The organism is Caloramator sp. Dgby_cultured_2 (assembly GCF_028872215.1).
Taxonomy (GTDB): Bacteria; Bacillota; Clostridia; order Clostridiales; family Caloramatoraceae; genus Caloramator; species Caloramator australicus.
Genome location: NZ_CP118396.1, coordinates 617,195 through 641,446 on the forward strand (window position 1 = coordinate 617,195; position 24,252 = coordinate 641,446).

At 30.1% G+C, this 24,252-nt stretch carries 24 protein-coding genes and 10 pseudogenes; 22 read left to right on the forward strand and 12 right to left on the reverse strand.

The genetic code is table 11. The features are described 5' to 3' along the window. Window positions 1-34: 34 nt before the first annotated feature. A pseudogene (gene tnpB, locus PWK10_RS04095) lies at window positions 35-1,140 on the reverse strand (IS200/IS605 family element RNA-guided endonuclease TnpB). Window positions 1,141-1,410: 270 nt separating this feature from the next. On the opposite strand from tnpB, the pseudogene PWK10_RS04100 reads away from it, so the two are divergent. Further along, window positions 1,411-3,850, forward strand: a pseudogene (locus tag PWK10_RS04100) (FAD-dependent oxidoreductase). Between the two features lie 28 nt (window positions 3,851-3,878). Here PWK10_RS04100 and PWK10_RS04105 read toward each other — a convergent pair. Beyond that, on the reverse strand, window positions 3,879-4,421 hold the full coding sequence (locus tag PWK10_RS04105) for an RMD1 family protein (RefSeq protein ID WP_446715291.1): 543 nt from the start codon (window positions 4,419-4,421) through the stop codon (window positions 3,879-3,881). 422 nt (window positions 4,422-4,843) lie between these two features. On the opposite strand from PWK10_RS04105, the gene PWK10_RS04110 reads away from it, so the two are divergent. Further along, on the forward strand, window positions 4,844-5,266 hold the full coding sequence (locus tag PWK10_RS04110) for a thioredoxin family protein (protein ID WP_274767461.1): 423 nt from the start codon (window positions 4,844-4,846) through the stop codon (window positions 5,264-5,266). Between the two features lie 70 nt (window positions 5,267-5,336). Here the strand turns inward: PWK10_RS04110 and PWK10_RS19425 are convergent. From PWK10_RS19425 to PWK10_RS04135, 4 genes and pseudogenes are all read right to left on the reverse strand, one after another. After that, window positions 5,337-6,007: pseudogene (locus PWK10_RS19425) on the reverse strand (DUF2225 domain-containing protein). Between the two features lie 13 nt (window positions 6,008-6,020). Continuing rightward, window positions 6,021-6,380: an EscU/YscU/HrcU family type III secretion system export apparatus switch protein gene (locus PWK10_RS04125; protein WP_342455617.1), complete on the reverse strand. Its 360-nt coding sequence runs from the start codon at window positions 6,378-6,380 to the stop codon at window positions 6,021-6,023. Then, the gene (locus PWK10_RS04130) at window positions 6,377-6,637 is read right to left on the reverse strand and encodes a hypothetical protein (RefSeq protein WP_274767462.1); all 261 of its coding nucleotides are present in this window, start codon (window positions 6,635-6,637) and stop codon (window positions 6,377-6,379) included. Before PWK10_RS04130 ends, PWK10_RS04125 begins: the two co-directional genes overlap by 4 nt. A 205-nt stretch (window positions 6,638-6,842) precedes the next feature. Continuing rightward, a complete protein-coding gene (locus PWK10_RS04135) occupies window positions 6,843-7,529 on the reverse strand; it encodes a hypothetical protein (RefSeq protein ID WP_274767463.1) in 687 nt (228 codons plus the stop codon). Between the two features lie 60 nt (window positions 7,530-7,589). On the opposite strand from PWK10_RS04135, the pseudogene PWK10_RS04140 reads away from it, so the two are divergent. From PWK10_RS04140 to PWK10_RS04175, 8 genes and pseudogenes are all read left to right on the forward strand, one after another. Continuing rightward, a pseudogene (locus PWK10_RS04140) lies at window positions 7,590-8,263 on the forward strand (metallophosphoesterase). A 36-nt stretch (window positions 8,264-8,299) separates the two neighbouring features. After that, window positions 8,300-8,506 carry a heavy-metal-associated domain-containing protein gene (locus PWK10_RS04145; protein WP_008908348.1) on the forward strand — a complete coding sequence of 69 codons (207 nt, stop codon included), beginning with the start codon at window positions 8,300-8,302 and terminating at the stop codon, window positions 8,504-8,506. A gap of 80 nt (window positions 8,507-8,586) precedes the next feature. Continuing rightward, a complete protein-coding gene (locus PWK10_RS04150; RefSeq protein WP_274767464.1) occupies window positions 8,587-9,444 on the forward strand; it encodes an AEC family transporter in 858 nt (285 codons plus the stop codon). Window positions 9,445-10,090: 646 nt separating this feature from the next. Next, the gene (locus tag PWK10_RS04155) at window positions 10,091-10,522 is read left to right on the forward strand and encodes a DUF6106 family protein (protein ID WP_274767465.1); all 432 of its coding nucleotides are present in this window, start codon (window positions 10,091-10,093) and stop codon (window positions 10,520-10,522) included. Window positions 10,523-10,689: 167 nt separating this feature from the next. Continuing rightward, window positions 10,690-11,157 (forward strand): alpha-amylase family glycosyl hydrolase, encoded by a 468-nt coding sequence (locus PWK10_RS04160; RefSeq protein ID WP_274767466.1) that lies wholly within the window; start codon window positions 10,690-10,692, stop codon window positions 11,155-11,157. Further along, window positions 11,145-11,345, forward strand: a complete 201-nt coding sequence (locus tag PWK10_RS04165; protein WP_274767467.1) for an alpha-amylase family glycosyl hydrolase — start codon at window positions 11,145-11,147, stop codon at window positions 11,343-11,345. The genes PWK10_RS04160 and PWK10_RS04165 overlap by 13 nt, the downstream gene beginning before the upstream one ends. After that, window positions 11,294-12,112 carry an alpha-amylase family glycosyl hydrolase gene (locus PWK10_RS04170; protein WP_274768110.1) on the forward strand — a complete coding sequence of 273 codons (819 nt, stop codon included), beginning with the start codon at window positions 11,294-11,296 and terminating at the stop codon, window positions 12,110-12,112. The genes PWK10_RS04165 and PWK10_RS04170 overlap by 52 nt, the downstream gene beginning before the upstream one ends. Window positions 12,113-12,383: 271 nt before the next feature. Further along, on the forward strand, window positions 12,384-13,367 hold the full coding sequence (locus PWK10_RS04175; RefSeq protein WP_274767468.1) for an LCP family protein: 984 nt from the start codon (window positions 12,384-12,386) through the stop codon (window positions 13,365-13,367). 26 nt (window positions 13,368-13,393) lie between these two features. Here PWK10_RS04175 and PWK10_RS04180 read toward each other — a convergent pair whose 3' ends face one another. Next, window positions 13,394-13,957 carry an arginase family protein gene (locus PWK10_RS04180; protein ID WP_274767469.1) on the reverse strand — a complete coding sequence of 188 codons (564 nt, stop codon included), beginning with the start codon at window positions 13,955-13,957 and terminating at the stop codon, window positions 13,394-13,396. Then, window positions 13,954-14,127 (reverse strand): hypothetical protein, encoded by a 174-nt coding sequence (locus PWK10_RS04185; protein ID WP_274767470.1) that lies wholly within the window; start codon window positions 14,125-14,127, stop codon window positions 13,954-13,956. Before PWK10_RS04185 ends, PWK10_RS04180 begins: the two co-directional genes overlap by 4 nt. Window positions 14,128-14,243: 116 nt before the next feature. Between PWK10_RS04185 and PWK10_RS04190 the strand changes: the two are divergent. Together PWK10_RS04190 and PWK10_RS04195 are read left to right on the forward strand one after the other, a co-directional pair. Continuing rightward, window positions 14,244-14,671: pseudogene (locus PWK10_RS04190) on the forward strand (response regulator transcription factor). Between the two features lie 11 nt (window positions 14,672-14,682). Beyond that, on the forward strand, window positions 14,683-15,159 hold the full coding sequence (locus PWK10_RS04195; RefSeq protein ID WP_274767471.1) for a GGDEF domain-containing protein: 477 nt from the start codon (window positions 14,683-14,685) through the stop codon (window positions 15,157-15,159). Window positions 15,160-15,168: 9 nt separating this feature from the next. Here PWK10_RS04195 and fba read toward each other — a convergent pair whose 3' ends face one another. From fba to PWK10_RS04215, 4 genes and pseudogenes are all read right to left on the reverse strand, one after another. Next, window positions 15,169-16,098 (reverse strand): class II fructose-1,6-bisphosphate aldolase, encoded by a 930-nt coding sequence (gene fba / locus PWK10_RS04200; protein WP_274767472.1) that lies wholly within the window; start codon window positions 16,096-16,098, stop codon window positions 15,169-15,171. A 170-nt stretch (window positions 16,099-16,268) separates the two neighbouring features. Next, complete coding sequence (locus PWK10_RS04205; protein WP_274768111.1) at window positions 16,269-16,466, reverse strand: DUF4363 family protein; 198 nt, start codon at window positions 16,464-16,466, stop codon at window positions 16,269-16,271. A gap of 7 nt (window positions 16,467-16,473) precedes the next feature. Beyond that, entirely contained in the window at window positions 16,474-16,659 is a 186-nt protein-coding gene (locus PWK10_RS04210; protein ID WP_274767473.1) for a hypothetical protein, read from the reverse strand. A 4-nt stretch (window positions 16,660-16,663) separates the two neighbouring features. Next, window positions 16,664-17,327: pseudogene (locus PWK10_RS04215) on the reverse strand (DUF421 domain-containing protein). Between the two features lie 112 nt (window positions 17,328-17,439). Here PWK10_RS04215 and PWK10_RS04220 point away from each other — a divergent pair. From PWK10_RS04220 to PWK10_RS04275, 10 genes and pseudogenes are all read left to right on the forward strand, one after another. After that, window positions 17,440-18,459: an SMI1/KNR4 family protein gene (locus tag PWK10_RS04220; protein ID WP_274767474.1), complete on the forward strand. Its 1,020-nt coding sequence runs from the start codon at window positions 17,440-17,442 to the stop codon at window positions 18,457-18,459. Window positions 18,460-18,471: 12 nt separating this feature from the next. Further along, the gene (gene gltX, locus PWK10_RS04225; protein WP_274767475.1) at window positions 18,472-19,641 is read left to right on the forward strand and encodes a glutamate--tRNA ligase; all 1,170 of its coding nucleotides are present in this window, start codon (window positions 18,472-18,474) and stop codon (window positions 19,639-19,641) included. A 26-nt stretch (window positions 19,642-19,667) separates the two neighbouring features. Then, entirely contained in the window at window positions 19,668-19,940 is a 273-nt protein-coding gene (locus PWK10_RS04230) for a hypothetical protein (protein ID WP_274768112.1), read from the forward strand. 52 nt (window positions 19,941-19,992) lie between these two features. Continuing rightward, a pseudogene (locus PWK10_RS19430) lies at window positions 19,993-21,652 on the forward strand (nucleoside kinase). Further along, entirely contained in the window at window positions 21,642-22,019 is a 378-nt protein-coding gene (locus PWK10_RS04250) for a YitT family protein (protein WP_274767479.1), read from the forward strand. Before PWK10_RS19430 ends, PWK10_RS04250 begins: the two are co-directional and overlap by 11 nt. Beyond that, window positions 21,992-22,251: pseudogene (locus PWK10_RS04255) on the forward strand (YitT family protein); the annotation flags it as partial. The gene PWK10_RS04250 and the pseudogene PWK10_RS04255, both read left to right, overlap by 28 nt. Window positions 22,252-22,269: 18 nt before the next feature. Then, the gene (locus PWK10_RS04260; RefSeq protein WP_274768113.1) at window positions 22,270-22,515 is read left to right on the forward strand and encodes a YitT family protein; all 246 of its coding nucleotides are present in this window, start codon (window positions 22,270-22,272) and stop codon (window positions 22,513-22,515) included. 13 nt (window positions 22,516-22,528) lie between these two features. Continuing rightward, a pseudogene (gene sdaAB / locus PWK10_RS04265) lies at window positions 22,529-23,193 on the forward strand (L-serine ammonia-lyase, iron-sulfur-dependent subunit beta). 13 nt (window positions 23,194-23,206) lie between these two features. Continuing rightward, window positions 23,207-24,073 (forward strand): annotated as a pseudogene (gene sdaAA, locus PWK10_RS04270) (L-serine ammonia-lyase, iron-sulfur-dependent, subunit alpha). 63 nt (window positions 24,074-24,136) lie between these two features. Further along, a complete protein-coding gene (locus PWK10_RS04275; protein ID WP_156792030.1) occupies window positions 24,137-24,247 on the forward strand; it encodes an RCKP-type rubredoxin-like domain-containing protein in 111 nt (36 codons plus the stop codon). Window positions 24,248-24,252: the final 5 nt, after the last annotated feature.

The window sequence follows — 24,252 nt, forward strand, 5'->3', positions numbered from 1 at the left end:
TTAATTCGGGTAGTCCCTACCCTACTGTTTTTACTTATGCTATACCTAATATCCTTTTCCCTTCTTTTAATATATTTTTACTTGCATTTACATCTCTATCGTGAACTGTCCTACATATTGGACATTCCCACTCCCTTACGTTTAAGTCTTTTACTTCTTCATTTTTATAACCACATACATTACATATTTGACTTGATGGATAAAACATATCTATTTTTACTATTGTTCTTCCATACCATAATGCTTTATATTCAAGCATGTTTACAAATTTTGACCATGCTACATCTGATATGGACTTTGATAGTTTGTTATTTCTTAAAATATTCTTAACCTTTAAGTCCTCCAAAATTATAACTTGGTTTTCGTTTATAATTTTAGAGGACAGCTTTTGTAAAAAATCTTCCCTTTGGTTTCTTATCTTCTCATGTATTTTGGCTACTTTCTTAGCTTGTTTCTTAAAGTTATTGCTACCTAATTGTTTTTTAGAAAGCCTCCTTTGTTCCTTAATTAATAAGTCTTTTTCTAACTTTATAAGATATTTAGGATTGGATATTTTGTTACCTTCACTATCTATCAGAAAGTGTTTTACTCCTAAATCTATACCTATTACTTTATTAGTTTTAGACTTTTCTGTAGTTTTTTCTATCCTACAACAAATTGAAACAAAATATTTCCCTGTTGGAGTTCTACTTATAGTTGCATTTAGTATTTTATCCTCTACTTCCATTGATTTTACAAACTTTACCCAGCCTAATTTGGGTAGTTTGATTTTGTTCCCTTTAATTTCAATGTTGTTATTTGTAAATGTTGTTCTATAGCTTTGATATTTACATTTCTTTGACTTAAACTTTGGATAATTTGCTCTGCCTTCAAAAAATTCTTAAATGCTTTGTCTAAGTCTTTGAGCGAATTTTGAAGTGCAAACTTATCTACTTCTTTTAGCCATGTATTAGTTTGTTTAAGTTTAGTTAAGTCAGCTGAGCAATCCTTATAATTAAATGTTATACCTTGAGTTTTATATATTTCTTCTCGTTTTGCAAGATAATAGTTATATACAAATCTAACACAACCAAAGGTTTTATTTATAAGCTCTATTTGTTGTTTATTAGGATAAAGCCTAAATTTAAAAGCTTTTTCCATACTTTCACCTCATAGTTATTGTAACATATGTTGTTACACAAAACAAACTTTTAACTAATATAAGTTATGATACACAAATAATATATGTTATTATTAGAGCGTCCTTACTCATGACTAAAGTCACAAGTAAGGACGCTTTCTCAATCAAACTAGTTATTATAAATTACACTACCATAGTAAGGTATATTGACAATTGTATAAGGTTATTATATCATTATAATATAATTATTATATGTTAAAAAATTAAATTTTTAACAAGGAGAGGATAAAATGAATAAGAAAGTTATAATAGTTGGAGGAGTAGCAGGAGGCGCTAGTGCAGCAGCAAGACTTAGGAGATTAGATGAAAATATTGAAATAATTATGTTTGAGAGAGGAGACTATATATCCTTTGCAAATTGTGGATTGCCATACTATATAGGAGGCACTATAAAAGAAAGACAAAACTTGCTTGTTCAAACAGAAGAAGGAATGGAAAAAAGATTTAATATTGATATTAGAGTAAGAAGTGAAGTAACGAGAATATTTAGAGATACAAAGGAAGTTGAAGTTGTATCTGAGGGAAAAACATACAGGGAAAAGTATGATTATTTAATTCTTTCACCTGGTGCTGCTCCCTTTGTGCCACCAATCCCAGGAGTTGAAAAGAGCAACATATTTACATTAAGAAATATGGCTGATGTTGATAGGATAAAATCCTATATAAACGAAAAATCTCCGAAGAAGGCTGTTGTAATAGGTGGAGGTTTCATCGGTGTTGAGATGGCGGAAAATCTAAAAGACGCAGGTTTAGAAGTTACTCTTGTTGAAGCCATGGACCAAATATTAGGACCTTTTGATATTGAAATGGCAAGGATACTTGAAAAGGAAATGAATGATCATGGAGTTGAGGTTATAACTTCGGATGGAGTAGAAAAATTTGAAGGTGAAGGAAGACTAATAGTTTCATTAAAAAGTGGAAAGGCCCTAGAGGCAGATATGGTAATACTTGCAATAGGTGTAAGACCAGAGACTAAGCTTGCAAAGGAAGCTGGGCTTGAGATTGGAGAAAGAGGCGGTATAAAGGTTGATGAGTATTTAAGAACAAGCGACCCTTATATTTATGCCGTTGGGGATGCAATAGAAGTAAAGGATTTAGTAACTGGTGTATGGACATTAGTTCCGCTAGCTGGACCAGCAAACAAGCAAGGAAGAATAGCAGCTGATAATATTTGTGGTAGAAATGTAAAATATACAGCAACACAAGGAACTTCGATTTTAAAGGTTTTTGATATGACGGCTGCTTCAACTGGAGCAAATGAAAAAACATTAAAGAGAATGGGAATCCCTTACTTAAAATCCTATACTCATTCAGGATCCCATGCAGGTTATTATCCAGGTGCATTTACAATGACAATAAAGTTGCTATTCTCACCTGAAGATGGAAAAGTTTTAGGTGCTCAAGTAGTTGGACGGGACGGAGTAGATAAAAGAATAGATGTTATAGCTACAGCAATAAGACATGGTTTAACCGTTTATGATTTAGAAGAATTAGAATTAGCTTACGCTCCACCCTATTCTTCAGCAAAGGATCCTGTAAATATGGCGGGATTTACTGCAGCAAATATTCTTAAGGGGGATATGAAAATCGTCCATTGGGATGAAATTAATAAATTAGATAAAAATAAATATTTTATTGTAGATGTTAGAACAGATCTTGAATATGAAACAGGTCACATAGAAGGAGCAGTAAATATTCCTGTAGACGAATTAAGAGGCAGATTACAGGAAGTGCCAAAGGATAAAAAGATAATTGTATATTGTAAAGTAGGATTAAGAGGGTATATAGCATATAGAATCCTTTTACAACATGGATACGATGTTTATAATTTAAGTGGAGGATATGATATTTATCAAGCATCTAGGAAAAAATATGGTGAAGGTATAAAGTTAAACGATGAGATGACAAAAATAGAGGAAGATGAAAAAAACTGAATTAAAAGAAAACGTTATTAAGGTCGACGCTTGCGGACTTCAATGCCCTGGCCCAATTATGAAGGTTAAAAATGAAATTGAAAAGATAAAGGAAGGAGAAGTTCTGGAAGTTCATGTTACTGATCCAGCCTTTTCAAACGATATTAAAGCATGGTGTGAAAGAACAGGCAATACCTTAATTAAGGTTGATAGGACGCAAGGCTCTTATGTAGCCTTTATTAGAAAGGGGAAAGCACAAGCTGTAAGCTGTTCTTCAAATGAATTGAGAAATGGAAAGAGCATAATAGTTTTTAGCGGAGATTTAGATAAGGCTATAGCTTCATTCATTATTGCAAATGGTGCAGCAGCTATGGGAAGACCTGTAACGATGTTCTTTACCTTCTGGGGATTAAATATATTGAGAAAAGATGTAGCTCCTAAAGTTGATAAAAGCTTCATTGAAAGAATGTTTGCAAAGATGATGCCTCAGGGTAGCAAGAAACTTGGTTTATCAAAGATGAATATGGGCGGAATTGGAGCAAAACTAATAAGAGGTATTATGCAAAAGAAAAATATTGCATCTTTAGAGGAGCTTATTGAACAGGCAAAGAAAAACGGCGTAAAACTTGTTGCTTGTTCAATGTCTATGGATGTTATGGGAATAAAAAGGGAAGAATTGATCGATGGAATCGAAATTGGAGGAGTAGCTTCCTTCTTAGCAGAAGCGGAAAAATCAGATACTAATTTATTTATATAGGTTTTAAAAGGGGCAAATATTGCCCCTTTTAAAATAGTAATTTTTCTAAAACTGATAAAAGTATATCTATCAAAAATAATATTATGACCATCCATTCAAGCTTTGCACCTCGTTTTGATTGAGTTAAGCTTGAAAATATTTCTGTTATATCTAGTAGAAGTTCAGTTTTATGTTTAATCTTTTCATATCTATCGTTTAGTTCAAAAAGCTCAGAAAGCTCGGTAAAGAATTTTTCTGCATCTTCATTTTCCCATACGATTTGAGGCTTATCAAGTAGCATTATGTATGATATAGTGTTATATTTGAATCTTAAAATTTTACTTGACATTTTTGCTAAGTTTTCATCGCTTATATTCAATTTCCCCTTTTCTAAGAAATTCACGATGTCTTCAATTTTATCAAGAAGAATATCAATGTCTTCTTCTATCTTTTCTAGAGCAACGGATTTTGCTAAAATAGTTGCTATTATATTAAAGTGATAGTCTTGGATTCTGTTGATGATTATAGAGTTGTAGGTAACTTCGAATTTAGCATTGGGATTAACGATCAATTTAAAGTCCTCTTTAATCATGGAAGGAGGATTATTCCTTAGATTTTTGTCTATTTTTTTAGATAATTAATGACATCTTGTGTCTCATGAAAGGCCATATTGACACAAACAATGCTACCAAAAGAAAATATAAAAACGAGCTTATCATCGGGTTTTGCTAATATACCTTTAAGATTTCTTTCCCTTAGAATTAAAGGTTCTTCCCATTTGAATTTTTATTTATACCGAAGTGACCGGCGATTTCATTAAGATTTATTTCGTTGCCGATAGTATATGATATAAAATCATAACTTGCCATTCTTTTCACTCCTTTGGATATCTCATATTTATTTTTCCTTAAATGGTAAAATAAATACTTTCAAAGCTTAATAATTACAGCTAGGCTATGGAAAGATGGACAATTCTGTGTTATGATTTTGTTATAGGCTAGAAAGGGGAGTAGTATGGATTTAACTAAAGCATTAAGCTTTGAAGAATATTTAAACGATTTGACAGAGGAACAGAAAAACGTATTATTTAACTTTTATAATAACATTTTTTTAGATGAAGATAATATTACTTTTATTGAAAAAATACAAGAAACTGTAAACTTAATTGTTTTTTCTGAAGGTTATTGCCCCGACTGTTTAGTAACATTGCCTATATTAAAAAGAATAATGGAAATAAATAAAAAAATCAATGTTTATTTATTTAAAAGAAATGGTAATGAAAAAATGCTTTTGGATATGGTGGGAGAGGCAAGAATTCCTACTATTCTATTATTTGACAAAGATTTCCAACCAAGAAGCTTTTATATTGAATTTCCTAAGGAATTTAAAGAAAAACTTACAGATTTAAAGGATGATGAAAAAAGCAGTATATACTAAAGTTTCGAGAGGGGAAATATGTAAAGCTTATTGAAAAGGAGATAATAGAACTGTTAAAAGATTTGGCCAGCTAAAGCTGGCCTTGCTTTATTAGTTCCTTTTGCTCCCTTGCCATGTCTTTTATGCGTGGTTTTACGCTTCTTGAAACAATAACTTTTCCAAACCATAATAATGCCTCATCATTTTTGCCTAGTCTTCTTGCAATTTCTCCTATTAAATACATTAGAGTATGCTGATCCAAATTGCAAATTGGAAAACTTTCCTTTTCAAAGGCTTCCTTAAAACCAATTAATGCAAATTCAAGAAATCTTAATTCATTTTCAGAATCTTTTTTAATCTATACATCCAGGCTAATTTAAGACAATTATATGCCTTTTCGCTGCTTTTTGAATTTTTTACAGCACAATTTAGTAATGAATATTTATATCTTTCTATAGCAATATCAACATTATAAATATTAGGATAAGCTTTAGGTTTAAATTTTGGGGTAATATTTTTTAAAATGAGTTCTATCTGATAGCTTCTAATTTTATCGAAATAACTTATCATTGCACCATAACCACAATAAGGACAAATTACTACATCATAAAAGAGAGGATTTATATTATCATAAAGGGGCATTAAATCCGTATCTTTACCTATTAATCTTATTTTTCCTATTTTTACAGCTCTTGCTTTAAAGGAACGATTACAAACTGGACATGAATAGGTTTTGTCATAAAGGAAATTTTCTTCATTTATTTCTTCGGATTTTTTATTTGACTTTCATCTTTTTTTCATCATCATAAAGTTTTATTTCATTAAGATTATTAAAGCCAAATTCCTCAAGACCAGAAAATATTTCCTGCATAATATCATCCTTTCGTATGCTTTTTTCAAGGTTATAAACAAATGCTATTATTTCAGCAACAGCCTCATATAATTCAACTGGGATAGGCTTATTTAAAGGTAGTTTTGATAATTCATCGGCTAAATTTTCATCTTCAACTACTGGGACATTTGATTTTTTTGCTAATTCTAATATTTTTTCAGCTATAAAGCCAGAACCTTGAGCAACAATTTCAGGAGCTTTATATGTTTTTTCGTATTTTAGAGCTATTGCTTTCTTTTTCATACCTTCACATCCAATTCAACTATATTATCAATAAAAAAATTATTTAAATCAACTATTGATATTCGTTTGTTATTTTCAGTTATTTTAATAATAGTATTTTTATGCCCCTTAATCTTTAGTTTATTTACTAAATCATCAATGTTATTTATAAAAATATCTTTATATTCTTTATTAACAAAAAATTTTATTGACAGATTTTGAAGATTATTGATTATAAATATATTTATATCCCCAAATTTTTCAGAGGAAATTCTCAAATAAAATTTGGAGTCATTATTATCTATGTTGTTTTTAAATTTATCTTTTTTTGAATTAGTAAATTTTTTAACACATTATCATTATCATAGAAATTGAAGTAGTAAATGTCATAATTTAAACATATTTTTTCAAATAATTCTTTTAGAGCAACTAAACTTTTTAGTTGTTCTAAACAATTGCTTGAGCTTTCCAAATTAATTTTACTTATAAAAGAACTAAAATCAACGGTTTTGTTTTTGATTTTTCTTCGGATGAATTGATTACTTCGTTTAAATCAATATCATCAATAAAAGCTAGAATATTAAATACATTGTCGATATTAATATCCAAATCATTTTCTATAAGAAAACATAGATGATTTATATTTACTTCCCTTAATTTATCCAAAACATTGCTAATGTTCTTGTATGTTTCCTCTGCATGTGTTATATTTTCTGTGGTAAACTTTTTTATAAGGGAAAGAATTTTATCATTATCTAATTTTTTTAGAGATTTAAAAAAATTAATATACTGATAAATTAATGAAATATAAAAATCATTTGCAGGAATATTAAATTTAACTAAAGTTTCGATTATTTCTTTGCCTATTTCTTTTGGGATATTAAGCTTGTTTAGAATATCTGAATAATCATTTTTATTTGATTCAATAACATTATAAGGTCGTAATAAAAGAACGTTATCTTCAATATTTTCAATATAAAATTTTATAAACTTGTTAGATTCTATATTTGATATGTTTCGTATAATTGCCTGTAAAGTTTGACCGTTAGGTAGCTGCAAATATCCTATGCCGTTATCTTTAGTTAATATTTTTGCGTATAAGGTTTTTCCAATTTGAATTTTTTCAATCGAAGTTTTATAGTTAAGGCTCTTAATGTTAATTATTTTCATGTTTATCACCTTTATATGTTATCGGAAAAATAATAAAAAATAAAGATGGGATGTGAAGATATGGCGTTATTCGCATTATCGGACTTACATTTATCTTTTTCATCAAATAAGCCAATGGATATTTTTGGGGAAGTATGGGAAAATCACCATTTAAAAATTTTAAATAATTGGAATTCAAAAGTTATGGAAGATGATGTTGTCCTTATTCCTGGTGATATATCATGGGCCATGAAATTCGAAGAGGCATTATTAGACTTAGAATTCATTCATAATTTAAATGGTAAAAAGGTTTTGTTAAAGGGAAATCATGACTATTGGTGGAGTTCTATTTCTAAGCTTAATTCTTTATATGAAGATATGTTTTTTTACAAAATAATTTTTATTCTTACGAAGATTATGCTATATGTGGAACTCGTGGCTGGATAAACATAAATGAAGATGACGAAAAAAATCAAAAGGTTTACAATAGAGAACTTATAAGGTTAAGGCTGTCATTAGAAAGTGCAAAAGGTTATAACAATAAAATAGTTATTATGCATTATCCTCCAATAACTAAAATAAGTGTTGCACAGGAGTTTATAGATGTCTTAAAAGAATATAAGGTAGAGAAAGTCATTTACGGTCATATTCATTATGATGCACGCCACATTTGTGTTAATGGATTTGTCGATGGAATAGAATATATTTGTGCATCTGCAGACATAATTAATTTTGATCCAATTAGGATATTTTAAAAAATGTGGACAAAATAATTATAGGAGGGATCAGCGATGAAAGAATTAAACTTAAGGATTCCTTCTATGCATGATGAGATGTCTGCTAAGAAGGTTGCAAGTATTATTGAAGGTATAAGAGGTATTGAGGACGTAAATGTGGATTTTCAAAGTGGAACAGTTAATGTCTTTTATGATGAAAACCAGGTGATAGATGAAAAAATAAAGTATGTTATCACCAAAAATGGCTTTGAAATAAAGTAGGCAAAATATCCCCAATTGGGGGATATTTTTTGCTGTTAAAGCTGATATAATTTAGATATAAGGTTGTTAGGAGGGACATTATGGATATTAGCAGAATTTTTAATCAGGTTTTGGTGTTATTTTTTATTATGATTGTAGGCTATGTAGCAAGAAGAAAAGGGATAATAGAAAAGAGTTTAAATAAAGGCATTACGGAGCTTATATTAAATATTACATTGCCTTTTATGATAGTATCCTCCTTTAATTATGAATTTTCAAAGGAAATGCTATTAAATGCAGCAAAATTATATATGATATCTTTAGTTTTACATTTATCATTGGTCTTGATAAGCAAATATATTTTTTATAAATACGATGAAAATGAAAAAAGCGTTTTAAGGTTTGCCATAATATTTTCTAATTGTGGATTTATGGGGTATCCAGTCGTTGAAAGCGTTTTTGGGAAGATAGGTATATTTTATGCTGCAATATTTAATATCAATTTCAATATATTTATTTGGACAATAGGAGTTATGCTCTTTAATTCCAAAGGTGAAAAACAAAACTTTAAAAAGGCCTTTTTGAATCCAGGATTGATTTCAGTTATAATAGGGCTAATTTTGTTTATATTTTCAATTAAACTACCATTTGCAATTCAAAAAACTTTAGAAATGGTAGGTTCAACGACAACACCATTATCGATGATAATTATTGGTTCTATGTTAGCAGAGGTTGAATTCAAAAAGCTTTTTAATGATAAAAAGCTTTATTATATTACATTTTTACGACTAATAGTTGTCCCCTTAATTACATTAACTTTATTAAAACTTTTGAATTATTCAAGTTTTTTATTAGGAATTCCTGTTTTAATAATGGCTATGCCTGCAGCAGCTAATACTGCTTTGTTTGCGGAAAAATATCAAGCTGATACCAATTTAGCATCAAGATGCGTTTTTTAACTACAATTTTATCAACATTAACTATTCCTTTAGTTATGTTGATGCTAAATTAATCCCTTTTCTTTTTTGATTTCATTGAGGGTTTTTGAGGTGACATTAGATAGATCTATTTTAAGCAATTTTATTGTTTCTAAAATGAAGCTTTCATCCTCCGACTCAATTTCAATATACGGAAAGGGAATTCTTCTTTATTCCATGTGTCAAAATCTATAATGCAGTTATTAAATAAAAAGCTTTCACGGTGCTTAGTTGCTTTTTTCAAAAATTAATGCCTATGCTTTTTAAAAAGTTTATGCCGGCTTCTACTGAATTAATTACAACATCCTTCTCAATTGTTTGCCTTGTTAAATTCTTTGAAATGATTAATTTGGAAGTTAAAATTATTTTTTCAGTATTATCAATTAGATTTTTTGTTTTTCTTATTCTTATATATCCATCATTTTGGATGGGCAGATCAAAAAATAATTTTCTTGAAATTCTTCTTTAATTTTTTTGCATTAAGGTTTATTAGTAGCTCTTTTATTTGTTTGACATCGATATCAATAACTTTTACTTCTATTTCTTTCATATTTTCTCTCCTTTTCATTTTGAATTTATTTTGATTATATTGTAAAATATTGCATAAGACAACTAAAAGGGGAATTTTATGGACAAATTTTATGAACAATTAATAACGACATCAAAAAGTGCTGTTTACAAGTTTTTGAATTTATTAATGTATTGCTCCTTTATTTTTGCAGTTTTTTATTTTCTTTTAGCTGCTCTTTTGTTTAGCATGCTTTATTTTATTGCAGCTGCAATAGTATTAATATTGGGATTTGTTTTTAGAATATTTAGAAACAGACAGTATAAAGAATACGAATATATTTTTACTAATGGTAACCTTCAAATAGACACAATCTATAATAAATCAAAACGCAAAACATTAATAGATGAAGATGTAAAAAATTTTGATGCTTTTGGCAGGGCTGATGAAATAAAAGTTCCGGATGATTATAAAAAATATTTTGTTTTCCTTTTGACTGTAAATCAGAAATATATGTATTTCTTGCTAGTGGAAAGAGGGCTGTTTATATAGCACCCGATGAAGAGATGTTAAGGCTAATTAATCTGTATAATGTGAGGAGAAGATGGTAAAATGAAGGGGATTAGGGGTAAAATATCGATAATATTTTTAATTATAGTTTTATTATTAAATTTTTCATCCTGTTCAAAAAGAGTGTAGAAAGAACAAAACAAGACGGAATGGTTTTTTATGAAGTTTTTGTTAGGGCTTTTTATGATAGCGATGGTGATGGGATAGGGGATTTAAAGGGACTTATACAAAAATTGCCATATATTAAATCACTTGGAGTTAATGCTATTTGGCTTATGCCTGTTTTTAAATCCCCAAGCTATCATGGTTATGATGTTTCTGATTATTATAATATAAATCCTGAATATGGGACAAATGAAGACTTTGAAAATTTTATTAATAAAGCACATGAACTCGGTATTAAAGTTATATTAGATCTTGTTGTAAATCATACCAGCAGTAAACACCCTTGGTTTTTAAATGCGGATTCCTCACCAAAGAGCAAATACAGGGACTATTACATTTGGGCCACACAGGATACAAAATTGAACGAACCTTCGGCTCTTGGAACAAAACAGTGGTATAATAAAGGAAGCGGATTTTACAATGCTATTTTTGGTCTGAGATGCCGGATTTAAACTTTGATAATAAAAAAGTCAGAAAAGAGATAAAGAAAATAGCCAAATATTGGCTTGACAAGGGTGTAGATGGCTTTAGATTAGATGCAGCAATGCATATATATCCACCTAATAGGGTTCAGGATACATTAAATTGGTGGAAGGAATTTGGAGATTACTGCAGGAGTATAAAAAAGATGTATATTTAGTCGGTGAAGTTTGGAGTAGTGAAAGGGCTATTGCACCATATCTTAAATATTTGGATTCTTGCTTTAATTTTAAACTTGCGGAAGGAATTATTGATGCAGTTATAAAAGGAGATTCATCAAAATTACAATATAATTTGCCTTTTATATATGATGAATATAAAAACTCCTATAAAGATTACGTGGATGCACCTTTCTTGACTAACCATGATATGGATAGAGTAATGAGTAAGATCAATGATGCAAATAAAATGAAGCTTGCAGCGAGCATATTATTGACTATGCCTGGTAACCCATTTATTTATTACGGGGAAGAGATAGGGATGAAGGGCGAAAAACCTGATGAATATATAAGGGAACCCTTTAAATGGGGGAAAGAATATGTCCCTGGTCAAACTAAATGGATAGATTCAGAATATAATGTTGGAGATTATGCACCATCGGTGGAAGAACAGGATAATGATCCTAAGTCATTGTTAAACTTTTATAGAGACATGATTAAATTCAGATTAGGTAATGACATTCTTTCAAAGGGAGACATAACCATCATAGAAACTCAACCTGAGATATTGGCTTATTATAGAGCAATAAATAATGATAAGTTATTTATAGTCCATAATTTAACGGGCAATTTAGTAAATACTGAATTGAAATTGGATCAAAATGATAAATTAAAAGGTGAGACGCTTAAAGGGGATGGAATTGTTCGAATAGAAGATAACAAAATAAAAATAAATTTAAAACCATATTCTACTGTAATAATAAAATAAAATTTTTTGTTAATAATTTTAGTTATAAATTGTAATATTTCTTTTTTATGGGATAATAATATGCAGCATCTATAAAATTTTGAGGTGGTAAAGTTGAAAAAAATTCTTGCTGTTGTTTTAATTGCTGTAACGGTGATGGCAGGTATTGCATTAGGATCATTTTATTATATAAACAAAAAATTTATGTTCCATCTCCTAAAGATTTTTTAAGCATAACGATGGACAAGGTGCCAATCTTAATTATAATGAAGAGAAGGGTATTTTTAATATATTGTTAGTTGGCTTGGACAAACGTAGTGAAAATGATATTGGAAGAACAGACTCAATCATATTAGCAAATATCAATACCGAAGCAAAGACAATAAAGCTTGTTTCTTTTATGAGGGATATGTATGTCCCAATTCCGGGGCATGGACTTAACAGAATTAATGCTGCATATTCGTTAGGTGGGCCTGAACTTTTAATGAAAACCCTTCAGCAGGATTTTAATATTGATGTTCAGTATTATGTGTCCATCGATTTTAGGGCCTTTCAAGATTTAGTTGATAAATTAGGCGGTATAGATGTTGAAGTTAAGGATTATGAAGTCAAGGAAATTAATAAGTATATTAAAGAAGTAAATGGTTCAAAGGCAACATTATTAAGTGGACCTGGATATCAAAAACTAAACGGACAGCAGGCACTATCCTATAGTAGAATAAGAAAGGTTGGTAATGGAGATTTTGAAAGAACGGAAAGACAAAGAAGGGTTTTAACTATTTTGATTAACAAAGCAAGAAGCGTAAGCATATTTAAAATTCCAGATCTTGCTTCTACTGCTTTAAATTATATAAAGACAAATATTCCTACTGGAAAGCTTATGAACCTTGCATATACTGTATATAGATTTGGTAATACACCTGTAGAAACTATAAGGATTCCCGCTGATGGAATGTTTGAAAATATGAGGGTAAAAGGAATGGCTGTTCTTGTTCCGAATTTAGAAAATAATGTTGTTTATTTAGAAAAGTTTTTATCATCACAAGGAATAGCATTTTCAAATTTGCCTTCATATATGGCTAATAACTTTCATTTTAATGACAAGCCGATAGATAACAGGGGAAAGGTTAGAAATGTTATAAAAATAGTCATTCCTAAGGAAGATTTAACACCCACGATTAATGAAGATGAAACAGAACTTGAAGAAAGCATTATAAATCCTGGTAGTAATAATAATGTTAATAACAATTCTGAAGTTATTGTTCCTTCAGAATAATATAGGGCACCAAAAGGTGCCCTATATTAATTCATCATTATAGAGTTTAGTATTTTCAAGTTTGCTTCTTGATTTAATTTAATTTCCCTTGGTAGAATTAAGGATAAAGGATTGTAGGGCTTGCTTTCACCAGAAACATCAATTCCAATAATGGTATATTTTTCTTTAATATAATTTAAAATATATAAAAGTTCGCTTAATTTCATTTTACCCTGATCCCAATTTGTAATAGCGTATTTAGGGTCTAATACATCCTTATCTATGCTTATATATACTTTTGAAATTGAAAAACTTTTAAGTAATGATAAAGCCTTTTTGAGAAAATTTTCATTGTATTCAAGAAAAGTAATATTCTTATTCAAGCATTTTGCGTTAATCTTTGATACTCCTAAAACAAGAATTTTGTAGATATTTGGTAATTTAGATGCTTGAGTTATCCACGAACCGCAGCTTATAGTTCCATTAGGCATATCATTGCAATCACAATGGTTATCAAAAACTATAAGGGAAAATTCATATGGAATATTTGATATGATAGAGTAGGTTATGTGATGGTAATCTCCAGAACCTATGAAATTAATGCTTTTCATAGTGGGAAGCAATTTTTACTTAATTTTTGTAACTTATCGAGGGATGAAAACAATTTTAGTCCGGATATATTTGTAAAGTCCAACACCTTTCCTGCCTTTGCAATTAATTCGCTTTCATAAATTAAGGTGTTATCAAAGTTAATGATATTTACGCCATTTAATCTCCCCATCAGAACACCTCCAATGAAGATTTAAACAGCTTGAATTTTAAAATTTGAAATTATAAAATTAATATATAAGTATGAATCGTAAAAAGAAAAGTTGACCAAACGAATAGGAGGCAAATATGCATAATAGGATATTAATAGTAGAGGATTCGGCTTTTCATGGTAAGGTTCTACAAGATATATTAATAAAATATGGATTCCAAGTCAAGTGGACAAGTTCTGCTGAAGAGGCTCTACAGGAAAAAATGTATGATTATGATTTGATTTTGCTAGATTTAATTTTACCAGGAATTGATGGATATGCTTTTGCCCAAAAATAAAAAGGGCTTATCCTTATCTTCCAATTATTGCAATAACTTCAGTAGTAGAAGAAGAGTCCGTTTCAAGGGCATTGAATATGGGGGCAGATGATTATATCAAAAAGCCTTTTTCAGAAGTTGAATTGCTTGCAAGAATTAAAGTTCAGATAAGAACACGGCGACTTCAGCTTGAATTATTGGAAAGAAACAAAGAACTGGAAATTGCTTATAAAAAATTAAAGATTTAGCTACTAAAGATATGCTTACAGGAGCATATAATAGGCTATATTTAAGAGAATATTTAGAAATGTATGCAAAAGGACATGATAATTATATAATTAGTTGTTTTATTATTGACATAGATAATTTTAAATTAATAAATGATACATATGGACATTTAACGGGCGATGTGATTTTGAAAAGATTAGTAGATATTTGCAAGAATACAATAAACGATTATGGTATTGTTGTTAGATTTGGTGGGGAAGAATTTTTAATAATAATAACGAAATTAGTTGATTCCTCCTTTTTAGCAGAAAATATTAGAAGGGAATGTGAAAAGGACAAAACGGGCGGCTTTAAATGGACTGTAAGTATTGGATTGAGCCAAGGAACAATAACAAAGGACAATTTTTTAACTGATTCAGAAAAGCTAATAAAACAGGCTGATGCGATGCTTTATGAAGCTAAAAGGACTGGTAAAAATAAGGTAGTTAAATATAAAGCTGAGGGCTAACCCTCAGCTTTATATTGTATTGCTACAGCCTAATACATTTACTATTTTATCCTTTACAACTTGCTTTATAGCTTCTCTTGCAGCACCTAAATACTTTCTTGGGTCAAATTCTTCAGGTTTAGTCGCAAATACTTCTCTTATTGTTGCAGTCATGGCAAGTCTTAAATCTGTATCCATGTTAATTTTGCATATAGCCATAGAAGCAGCTTTTCTTAACATTTCAACAGGGATACCTTGAGCACCTTCTAATTTTCCACCATATCTATTACATTTTTCAACGAATTCAGGCATAACAGCAGAAGCACCATGTAATACTAGTGGGAAACCTGGAAGTTTCTTTTGGATTTCTTCTAATCTTTCGAAGTCAAGTTTTGCTTCACCCTTAAATTTATACGCTCCATGGCTTGTGCCAATAGCAACTGCTAAGGAATCTACACCAGTTTTATGAACAAATTCATAAGCTTCTTCAGGATCAGTAAAGGTTGCCTCCCTTGCTGAAACCTTTACTTCGTCTTCAACTCCTGCTAATTTACCAAGCTCAGCTTCAACAACTACACCCTTTGAATGTGCATATTCTACAACTTGCTTTGTGATTTTTATATTTTCTTCTAAAGGATACTTGGAAGCATCAATCATTACTGAAGTAAAACCAAGATCGATGCAGGTTTTGCAGATTTCATAATTTTCACCATGATCAAGGTGTAGAGCAATTGGAAGACCAGAATCTTCAACTGCGGCCTCCACCATTTTAATAAGATACTTAGGGTTAGCATACTTTAAGGCGCTGGCTGAAACTTGTAGTATAACTGGGGCTTTTTCTTCCTTTGCAGCTTCAACAATGCCTTGAATGATTTCCATATTATTGATGTTAAAAGCACCAATTGCATAGCCGCCTTCATAGGCTTTTTTAAACATTTCTTTAGTTGTTACAAGTGGCATAAAAAATCCTCCTTAATATTTGTGTTATACTAATATATTAAATTCATAAAAAAATTATAACACAAAAAATAAATATGTATATACATATATGGGACAAAATGAGTCCCATATGGACAAAATATGTCTAATTATTATTATATACTATTAGATAATAATTTCAAGTTTTTGAATTAAATAATATTTTCTATTCTTAGTTTTTCGATTTCTGATATATGAGTTAGATAGTGCTCTAAAATTGCAAGGCTAGCCATTGCCTCAATGTTGTCTCTATGCTTTATATATTCTATACTTTGCTTTAAATACATGCTTATATTATCTATTTCATTGTGATTAACAAAAAAGACCATAGTTGTTTTTTTCTTTCCCAGTTTTTATTTAGAATTTCGATATTTTTATATGCATCATCCCAATTAGAAGCTTCAACCGATTTTTTACATCATTTAGATTTTCCATAAAGGAGATAGTATCCCTTTCGATGGTTCTTATTTCATATATACCAAGGATTATTATTAGGATAAGGGTTATAAAATTTATTGTAAGAACAATTTTACCTGAATTCAAAGCATTACCTCCTTTGCACAAATAATTGCCCCTTTGTATCTAGCATGGCTATAAAAACATCTTCATATTTTTCAATATTATAAAATTTCAGCTGTTCCTTTAACCAATTTTCATCATATCCTGCAATGAAAAGATTTACTTTTTGAAGTTCACGTCAAGTATTAAGCTTATTGGTAATTTCTCTGGAGGAGAAAATATATTTAAATCTTTCTTAGTTAAGGGAGCTTTGTCGGGTTTAGGAATTATGCTGAGTTTTCCGTTGGTTTCTAATATTGCATATTCTATATCGCTTATATTAAAATAGTTCAGCAATCTTAACTCTTCTAAAAGATCATCTAAATTAAATCGTTGTCTTCTTAATTCTTCTTCAACTACTTTACCATGCTTAATTAAAATGCTGGGTTCTCCACAAACGATTTTTCTAAAGGGCCTAAATTTTAAAGAGATATAAGATATTGTTACTTCAAGTATCATTAAGGTAAGTATAGGAATTATACCATTTAAAAGAGGAACTCCTGGTTCTTGCATTGGTATAGCTGCAAGTTCCGAAAGCATAATAGCAATTACAAGTTCAAAGGGCTGAAGTTCACCTATTTGCCTTTTGCCCATAATTCGCATTACAATCACAACAAAAAATACAAAACAATAGTTCTTATAAAAACTATCATAAAGTTCACCTCGTTTATTATTATTTCAAGTTAATTAAAATTTAATTACTTGAGATGTTGTTAAAGAAGGGGTATAATTTTTTTAGCATAACTTAAAGAAAGGAATTGGGACATGAGGACAAGAATTGAGAAATTTGAAATGAAATATGGTTATTTTTTGCCAAATGAATATAAAGAATTTATTAAAAAATTCGGTGGAGATACTCAGTTTGGAAGTTGTAGATTTGAGTATACTGAAAATATAGTTAATAATTTGTTAAGGATTCCAGGTAAAATGAATTTTAATTTGCTTCCTTTTGGGGATATTGGCAACGGAGATTACTATTGTTTTTACAAATACGGATCAGGAATTAATGATTACTATATAGGAATATGGCTTCATGAAACAAGAAATTTTATTTTACTGGCTTCATCCTTTAAATCATTTTTATTTAAATGTATGTTAGATGATATTATGTCCATTAATTTAATTCAAGATGATGAGGATTATGGGATAACTTCTGATGAAATACTATATAGAGCAAGAATTTTAAAAGATGAATATGGTTTTGATTTTGATAAGGCTATGAAATTACAAAGTGAATTGGATTATCATAAATTAATGGTTGAATTTGATAATAGAGCAATCCAGAGTTTATGTTATTTAGGAAGGCATTATTTGTTTGATAATTTTAAAGATGCAAGAGGTTATTTAGAAAAGGTAATCCAAACTGTTCCTTATTATACCGCTCCATACTATATTTTAGGCAAACATTATCTTTTGAGTGGAAAAAATTATAAATCTTATTTTAAAAATGCCTTAAAAACCTCATTAGATTTAACAGGTTTTAGCTATTGGGAGGAGGATTTTATAGAAATTCCTGAGGATGTTCATAGGGAGATTTTGATTTATTTAGAAGAAGAAATAAAATACGATCCTTATGATGCTGAATATAGAATTTATTTAGCTAAAAATTATGTAAAACAGAATGAATATGATAAGGCTATGATAGAATACAATAATGCACTATATTGCACAGAAGATAAAGAATTAATAAAAGAAATTTTAATTAACGCACATAAAGACACTGTTGAGGGTGGACTTTTATATCTTTCTAGATTAATAGAAAGCGATTTAAAACATTTAAGATAGGAAGGTGTTATTATGAAGGAAATAAGAGTTAGAATTGCACCGAGTCCAACCGGAAATTTTCACGTTGGAACTGCAAGAAATTCGCTATATAACTATATATTCGCAAGAAAAAATAACGGAAATTTTATATTGAGAATCGATGATACCGATATGAGAAGAAATAGCGAAGAATCAGAAAAGGGGATATATGAGGGGCTAAAGTGGCTAGGACTTGATTGGGATGAAGGGCCTGACGTTGGAGGACCTTATGGACCATATAGACAATCAGAAAGAATAGAAATATATCAAAAATACATAGATTATTTAATAGATAAAGGGGACGCATATTATTGTTTTTGCACAGAAGAAGAACTTGAAATGGAAAGAAAAGAACAAATTGCAAAAAAGCAGCCACCTAAATATTCGGGAAAATGTAGAGATCTTACAAGGGAAGAAATAGATAGAAAATTAAAATCAGGACTAAAACCAACGGTTAGATTTAAAGTTCCAAATAAAATAATATCCTTTAACGATGGGGTTCGAGGAGAATTAAAATGGGATGGAAATTTAATAGGAGATTTTGTTATAAGAAAATCAGATGGACTTCCTACATATAATTTTGCCACAGCAATAGACGATTGGAAGATGAAAATTTCCCATGTATTAAGAAGTCAAGAGCATATTCCTAATACATTTTTGCAAATTCTTATTTTGGAAGCATTAGATGCAGAAATACCACAATATGTTCATCTGCCTTTACTTTTAAATGAAGATAGAAGCAAGATATCTAAACGTGATGGAGCTTTATATATTGGAGAATATAAGGAAATGGGATATTTAAAGGAAGCTGTTCTTAATTTTATTGCTCTTTTAGGGTGGAATCCAGGTGATGGAGAAGAAATTTTATCTATTGAAGATATGATAAATAAGTTTTCCTTTGATAGAATTAACAATTCTAATGTTGTTTTTGATTTTAAAAAATTAGAATGGTTTAATGGAATTTATATAAGAAGGAAGGATATTAAGGAACTTGTAGATCTTTCGGTCCCCTTTTTAATGGAAACTGATTATTTTGAAATGAATGAAGAAAACTATAAAAAATTATTTAGCATTATGAGGGTAGAACAGGAAAGAATAAAAAGATTAGATGAGGTTAAAGAGGCTTTTAAAATGTTTTTGTTGAACCTTCAGAATATGACATAAATTTAATAAAAGAAAATGTTAAAAAGATAGAGGTAAAAGATATGGTATTTTTATTAGAAAAGACTATTGAAGAATTAAAGATGGAGGACAATTGGCACGCTGAAGAGTTGGAAAAGAGAATGCGCGATTTTTGCGATAGAATAGGAACTAAAACTAAAATTTTATTCATGCTTTTAAGAATTGCAGAAACTGGGTCAAAAGTTTCACCGCCACTATTCGATACCTTTGAGATAATTGGAAAAGATTCAACGATTAGGAGATTAACAAATTGTAAGAAATATTTAGAAGCTATTGAATAAAATTTGAATATAATAAAGATATCCTCTAATTTTTTAAAGGAAGGTGCATTATATGCTCCAACAAATAAGAATAAGTTTTGATAACAAAACAAGCAAATTATACCCAAAAGGTGTTACAGTAGAAGATATTGTTAGGGGAAATTTTAGGGATATTGAAGCAGTTCTTGCAGTTGTAAACGGAAGTTATATGGAGTTGAATACCCCGCTTTATGAGGATGCTATAATAAGACCTATTACTTTAAAGGAAACAGCAGGGGTTAGAACCTATGTTAGGAGCTTAGCCTTTTACTTATAAAGGCTGCTCAAGATGTCTTTAGTGGTTCTAGAGTAACGATAGAACATTCATTAAACAAAGCTCTTTATTGCGAGATTCATCTGGACAAAAATTAGATGCTGATATAGTAGAAAAAATAAAGTTAAGAATGAAGGAATTAGTTGACCTTAATATTCCTTTTGAAAAGGAATTAGTTGATAAAAAGAGAGCCATGGAAATATTTAATGGCTTAAAAATGAGTGATAAAATAAGACTTTTTAAGAATATAAATAAAGAATTTATAGAACTTAGAAAACTTGATAATTTATACGATTTCTTTTATGGCCCATTAGTTCCTTCAACTGGATATTTAAAGTTGTTTGATGTTAAATTTTATGATCCTGGAATTTTAATAACCTATCCAAACGAAGAAAATCCAAAAGAGATATTAAAATTTAAAGATGTGCCAAAGCTTGCCAAGATTTTTAGAGAAACTGAGGAATGGGCTAAGATTTTGGATGTTGCTGATGTTGGAGCTTTGAATGAAAAGGTAATCGATGGGGATATAAAAGACATAGTTTTAGTTTCTGAAGCATTGCACGAAAAAAACTTGCCTATATTGCAGACAAAATATATGAAAATAGGGATAAAATTAAATTAGTGTTAATTGCAGGGCCCTCATCATCAGGAAAAACTACTTTTTCTAAAAGGCTTTCTATACAACTTAGAATACATGGATTTAAACCTTATCCAATATCGTTAGATGATTATTTTGTTAATCGAGAGGATACTCCAAAGGACGAAAATGGAGATTATGATTTTGAATCAATTTATGCATTAGATATAGGGCTTTTCAATAAGCATTTAAGTATGCTCCTTGAGGGTCAAGAGGTTGAACTTCCAAGGTTTGATTTTGTTCTTGGGAAAAGGGTTAACTCAGGGAAGAAATTAAAACTAGATTCAAAAACAATTTTAGTAATAGAGGGTATCCATGGATTAAACGAGCTATTGACTAATTCTATTCCTAGGGAGAACAAATTTAAAATTTATATAAGCGCTTTAACTCAACTTAATTTAGACGATCATAATAGAATTCCTACAACTGACGTTAGACTTTTAAGAAGAATAGTCAGAGATGCAAAATATAGAGGAAAGAGTCCAGAAGATACAATTTTGTCTTGGCCTAAAGTAAGAATGGGTGAAGAAAAAATATTTTCCCATTCCAAGAGGAAGCAGATGTAATGTTTAATTCTACATTAGCTTATGAAATGCCAATATTAAAAAGTATGCTTATAAGCATTTAAAAGAAATTCCAAAGGATAGCCCTGCATATTTAGAAGCTTACAGACTTATGTTATTCCTTGAATATTTTATTGAGGCAGATAATAATATTGAAGATTTAATACCTAAAAATTCAATTTTAAGAGAATTTATTGGGGGTAGCTGTTTTGAAGAATAATTTAAATTGGATAAAAGAGAATAAAGCTATAAATTTTCTTATTAAATTCATGTTTATTTCCTTTGGGTGTTTTGTTTCAGCTGTGGGGATAAATGCTTTTATAGTTCCCCACAGGCTATTAAGTGGAGGAGTTTCTGGCATTGCTATAATTGTGCAATACTTAACAAGAATCCCTTCAGGATATTTAGTCATAACATTAAATATCCCTATTTTCCTTTATGGAATGAAGGAGCTTGATTTTGATTTTATTTTATTTAGTGCTTTAGGCGTATTTTTACTTTCCCTCTTTTTAATTTTAACGAGGGAAATAAATAAAACTTTTTTATTAAAGATATATTATTGTCCTCTATATATGGTGGTGTTCTGAATGGTATAGGATTAGGTATTGTTCTAAAAAATAAAGGGTCTATGGGAGGTATTGACATTGTTGCTGTAGCATTAAAAAAGAAATTAGGAATAAACATTTCGTCTATTGCATTTGGAATAAATTTTTTATAGTTTTAGCTGGAAGTTTAATTAACAATATTGAAGCTGGACTTTATACTTTGATTTCAATGTTTATATCCTCAAGGGTTTTTGAAGCAATTCTACAGGGATTTGATAGAAAGAAAATGGTTATGATTATAACGAATAAAACCGAGGAAATTTCTAAACACATATTGAATGAACTAGGTAGAGGTGTAACATTTTTGCATGGAGAAGGAGCTTATACAGGCGATGATAAGAAAGTAATATATTGTATTATAACTTTAAATCAACTAGTAAAAATTAAATCCATTATTTTTGATATTGATCCTAGAGCATTTGTTACTATAATAGATGCAGCTGAAGTTCAGGGAAAGGGATTTAAAAATACAATATAGAAAGGGTGTTTAGATGAAACTTTACAGTGTTTTTGACATATTAGGACCTATAATGATTGGACCATCAAGTTCCCATACAGCTGGTGCAGCAAGACTTGGCAAAGTAGCAGGTAAAATTGCAGGAGAGGATTTTAAAAAGGTGGAATTTTACCTTCATGGCTCCTTTGCAAAAACATATAAAGGGCATGGAACTGATAGAGCCCTTGTTGCAGGAGTTTTAGGTATGGAACCCTATGATGAAAGACTAAGAAACTCCTTAGAAATTGCAAAGGAAAAGGGGATAGAAATAATTTTTATTCCTACTGACTTAGGGGATCAACACCCTAATACAGTTAAATTTGTTTTTTATAAGGATAATGAAAAAACAATAGAAGTAATGGGCTCATCAATTGGTGGGGAAATATATTAATAACCGAGATTGATGGTGAGAAAGTAGAATTTACTGGAGAATATCCAACTATAATTACTAAATATAAAGACAGAAAGGGTATGATAGCAGATATATCAAAATTTATATTAGAAGTAGATGCTAATATAGCAAATATGAAGGTTACAAGAAATCCTCAAAAGATTACAACTGCAATTATAGAATTAGATGCCAAATTGGATGATGAAGTAATAGAAAAAATTAAAAATATAAAAGATATGATTAATGTCGTAGCAATAAATCCGGTATAAGGAGGATAATTTTATGTATACTAAAGGGAAGGATTTATTAAACTTAACTAAAGAATCAAATAAAAAAATTTGGGAAATAGTTTTAGATTTTGAATGCGAAAGAACAGGAAAAACCAAAGAAGAAGTATTTGAAGGAATGAGGAACGTTTTAAAGGTTATGATGGATTCTGCAAATAAAGGATTAAATGAAGAAGTTAATTCCATTAGCGGGCTCATCGGTGGAAACGCAAAAAAGTTGAAGATTATAGAAGAGGAAAAACCATATCAGGAGATATAATAAATAAAGCTATGGCAAGAGCATTATCTGTGTCTGAAGTCAATGCATCAATGGGTAGGATAGTTGCAGCTCCAACAGCTGGTTCTGCAGGTATTTTGCCGGCAGTTATGATAACAGCAGCAGAGGTTTTAGAAAAAATGAAGACGAAATGGTAAAGGCCCTTTTTACTGCTTCAGGAATAGGCCAAATAATTGCAAAAATGCAACAGTATCAGGTGCTGAGGGAGGATGTCAGGCAGAATGTGGTTCAGCTGCTGCAATGGCGGCTGCAGCTGTTGTGGAAATGGCCGGAGGGACTCCAGAGCAAGCTATACATGCAGCTTCAATAGCTATTCAAAATATTTTAGGATTAGTATGCGATCCGGTGGCAGGGCTTGTTGAGGCACCTTGTTATTTGAGAAATTCTTCTGGTGCCGTTAATGCCTTAACTTCTGCTGATTTAGCTTTAGCCGGTGTAAAAAGCATTATACCCTTTGATGAGGTTGTGGATGCAATGTATAAAGTTGGAAAGTCACTTCCCTTTGAACTAAGGGAAACAGCTTTGGGTGGAATTGCTTCAACGCCTACCGGTCAAAAGTTAATGAAAAATATTTTTGGAGAATAAATATTTACAAATATTGATTTGATATGGTAAAATTTATTTAACAAAAGATGAAGGGGGATTTTTATGGCAATATTTAAGTGCACTGTTTGTGGAGAAACAAAGGAAGGAAGATGTAAACCTGCAAAATGTCCAAAGTGTGGTGCACCAAAGGATAAAATTGAAAAGCAACAGTAAAAGGC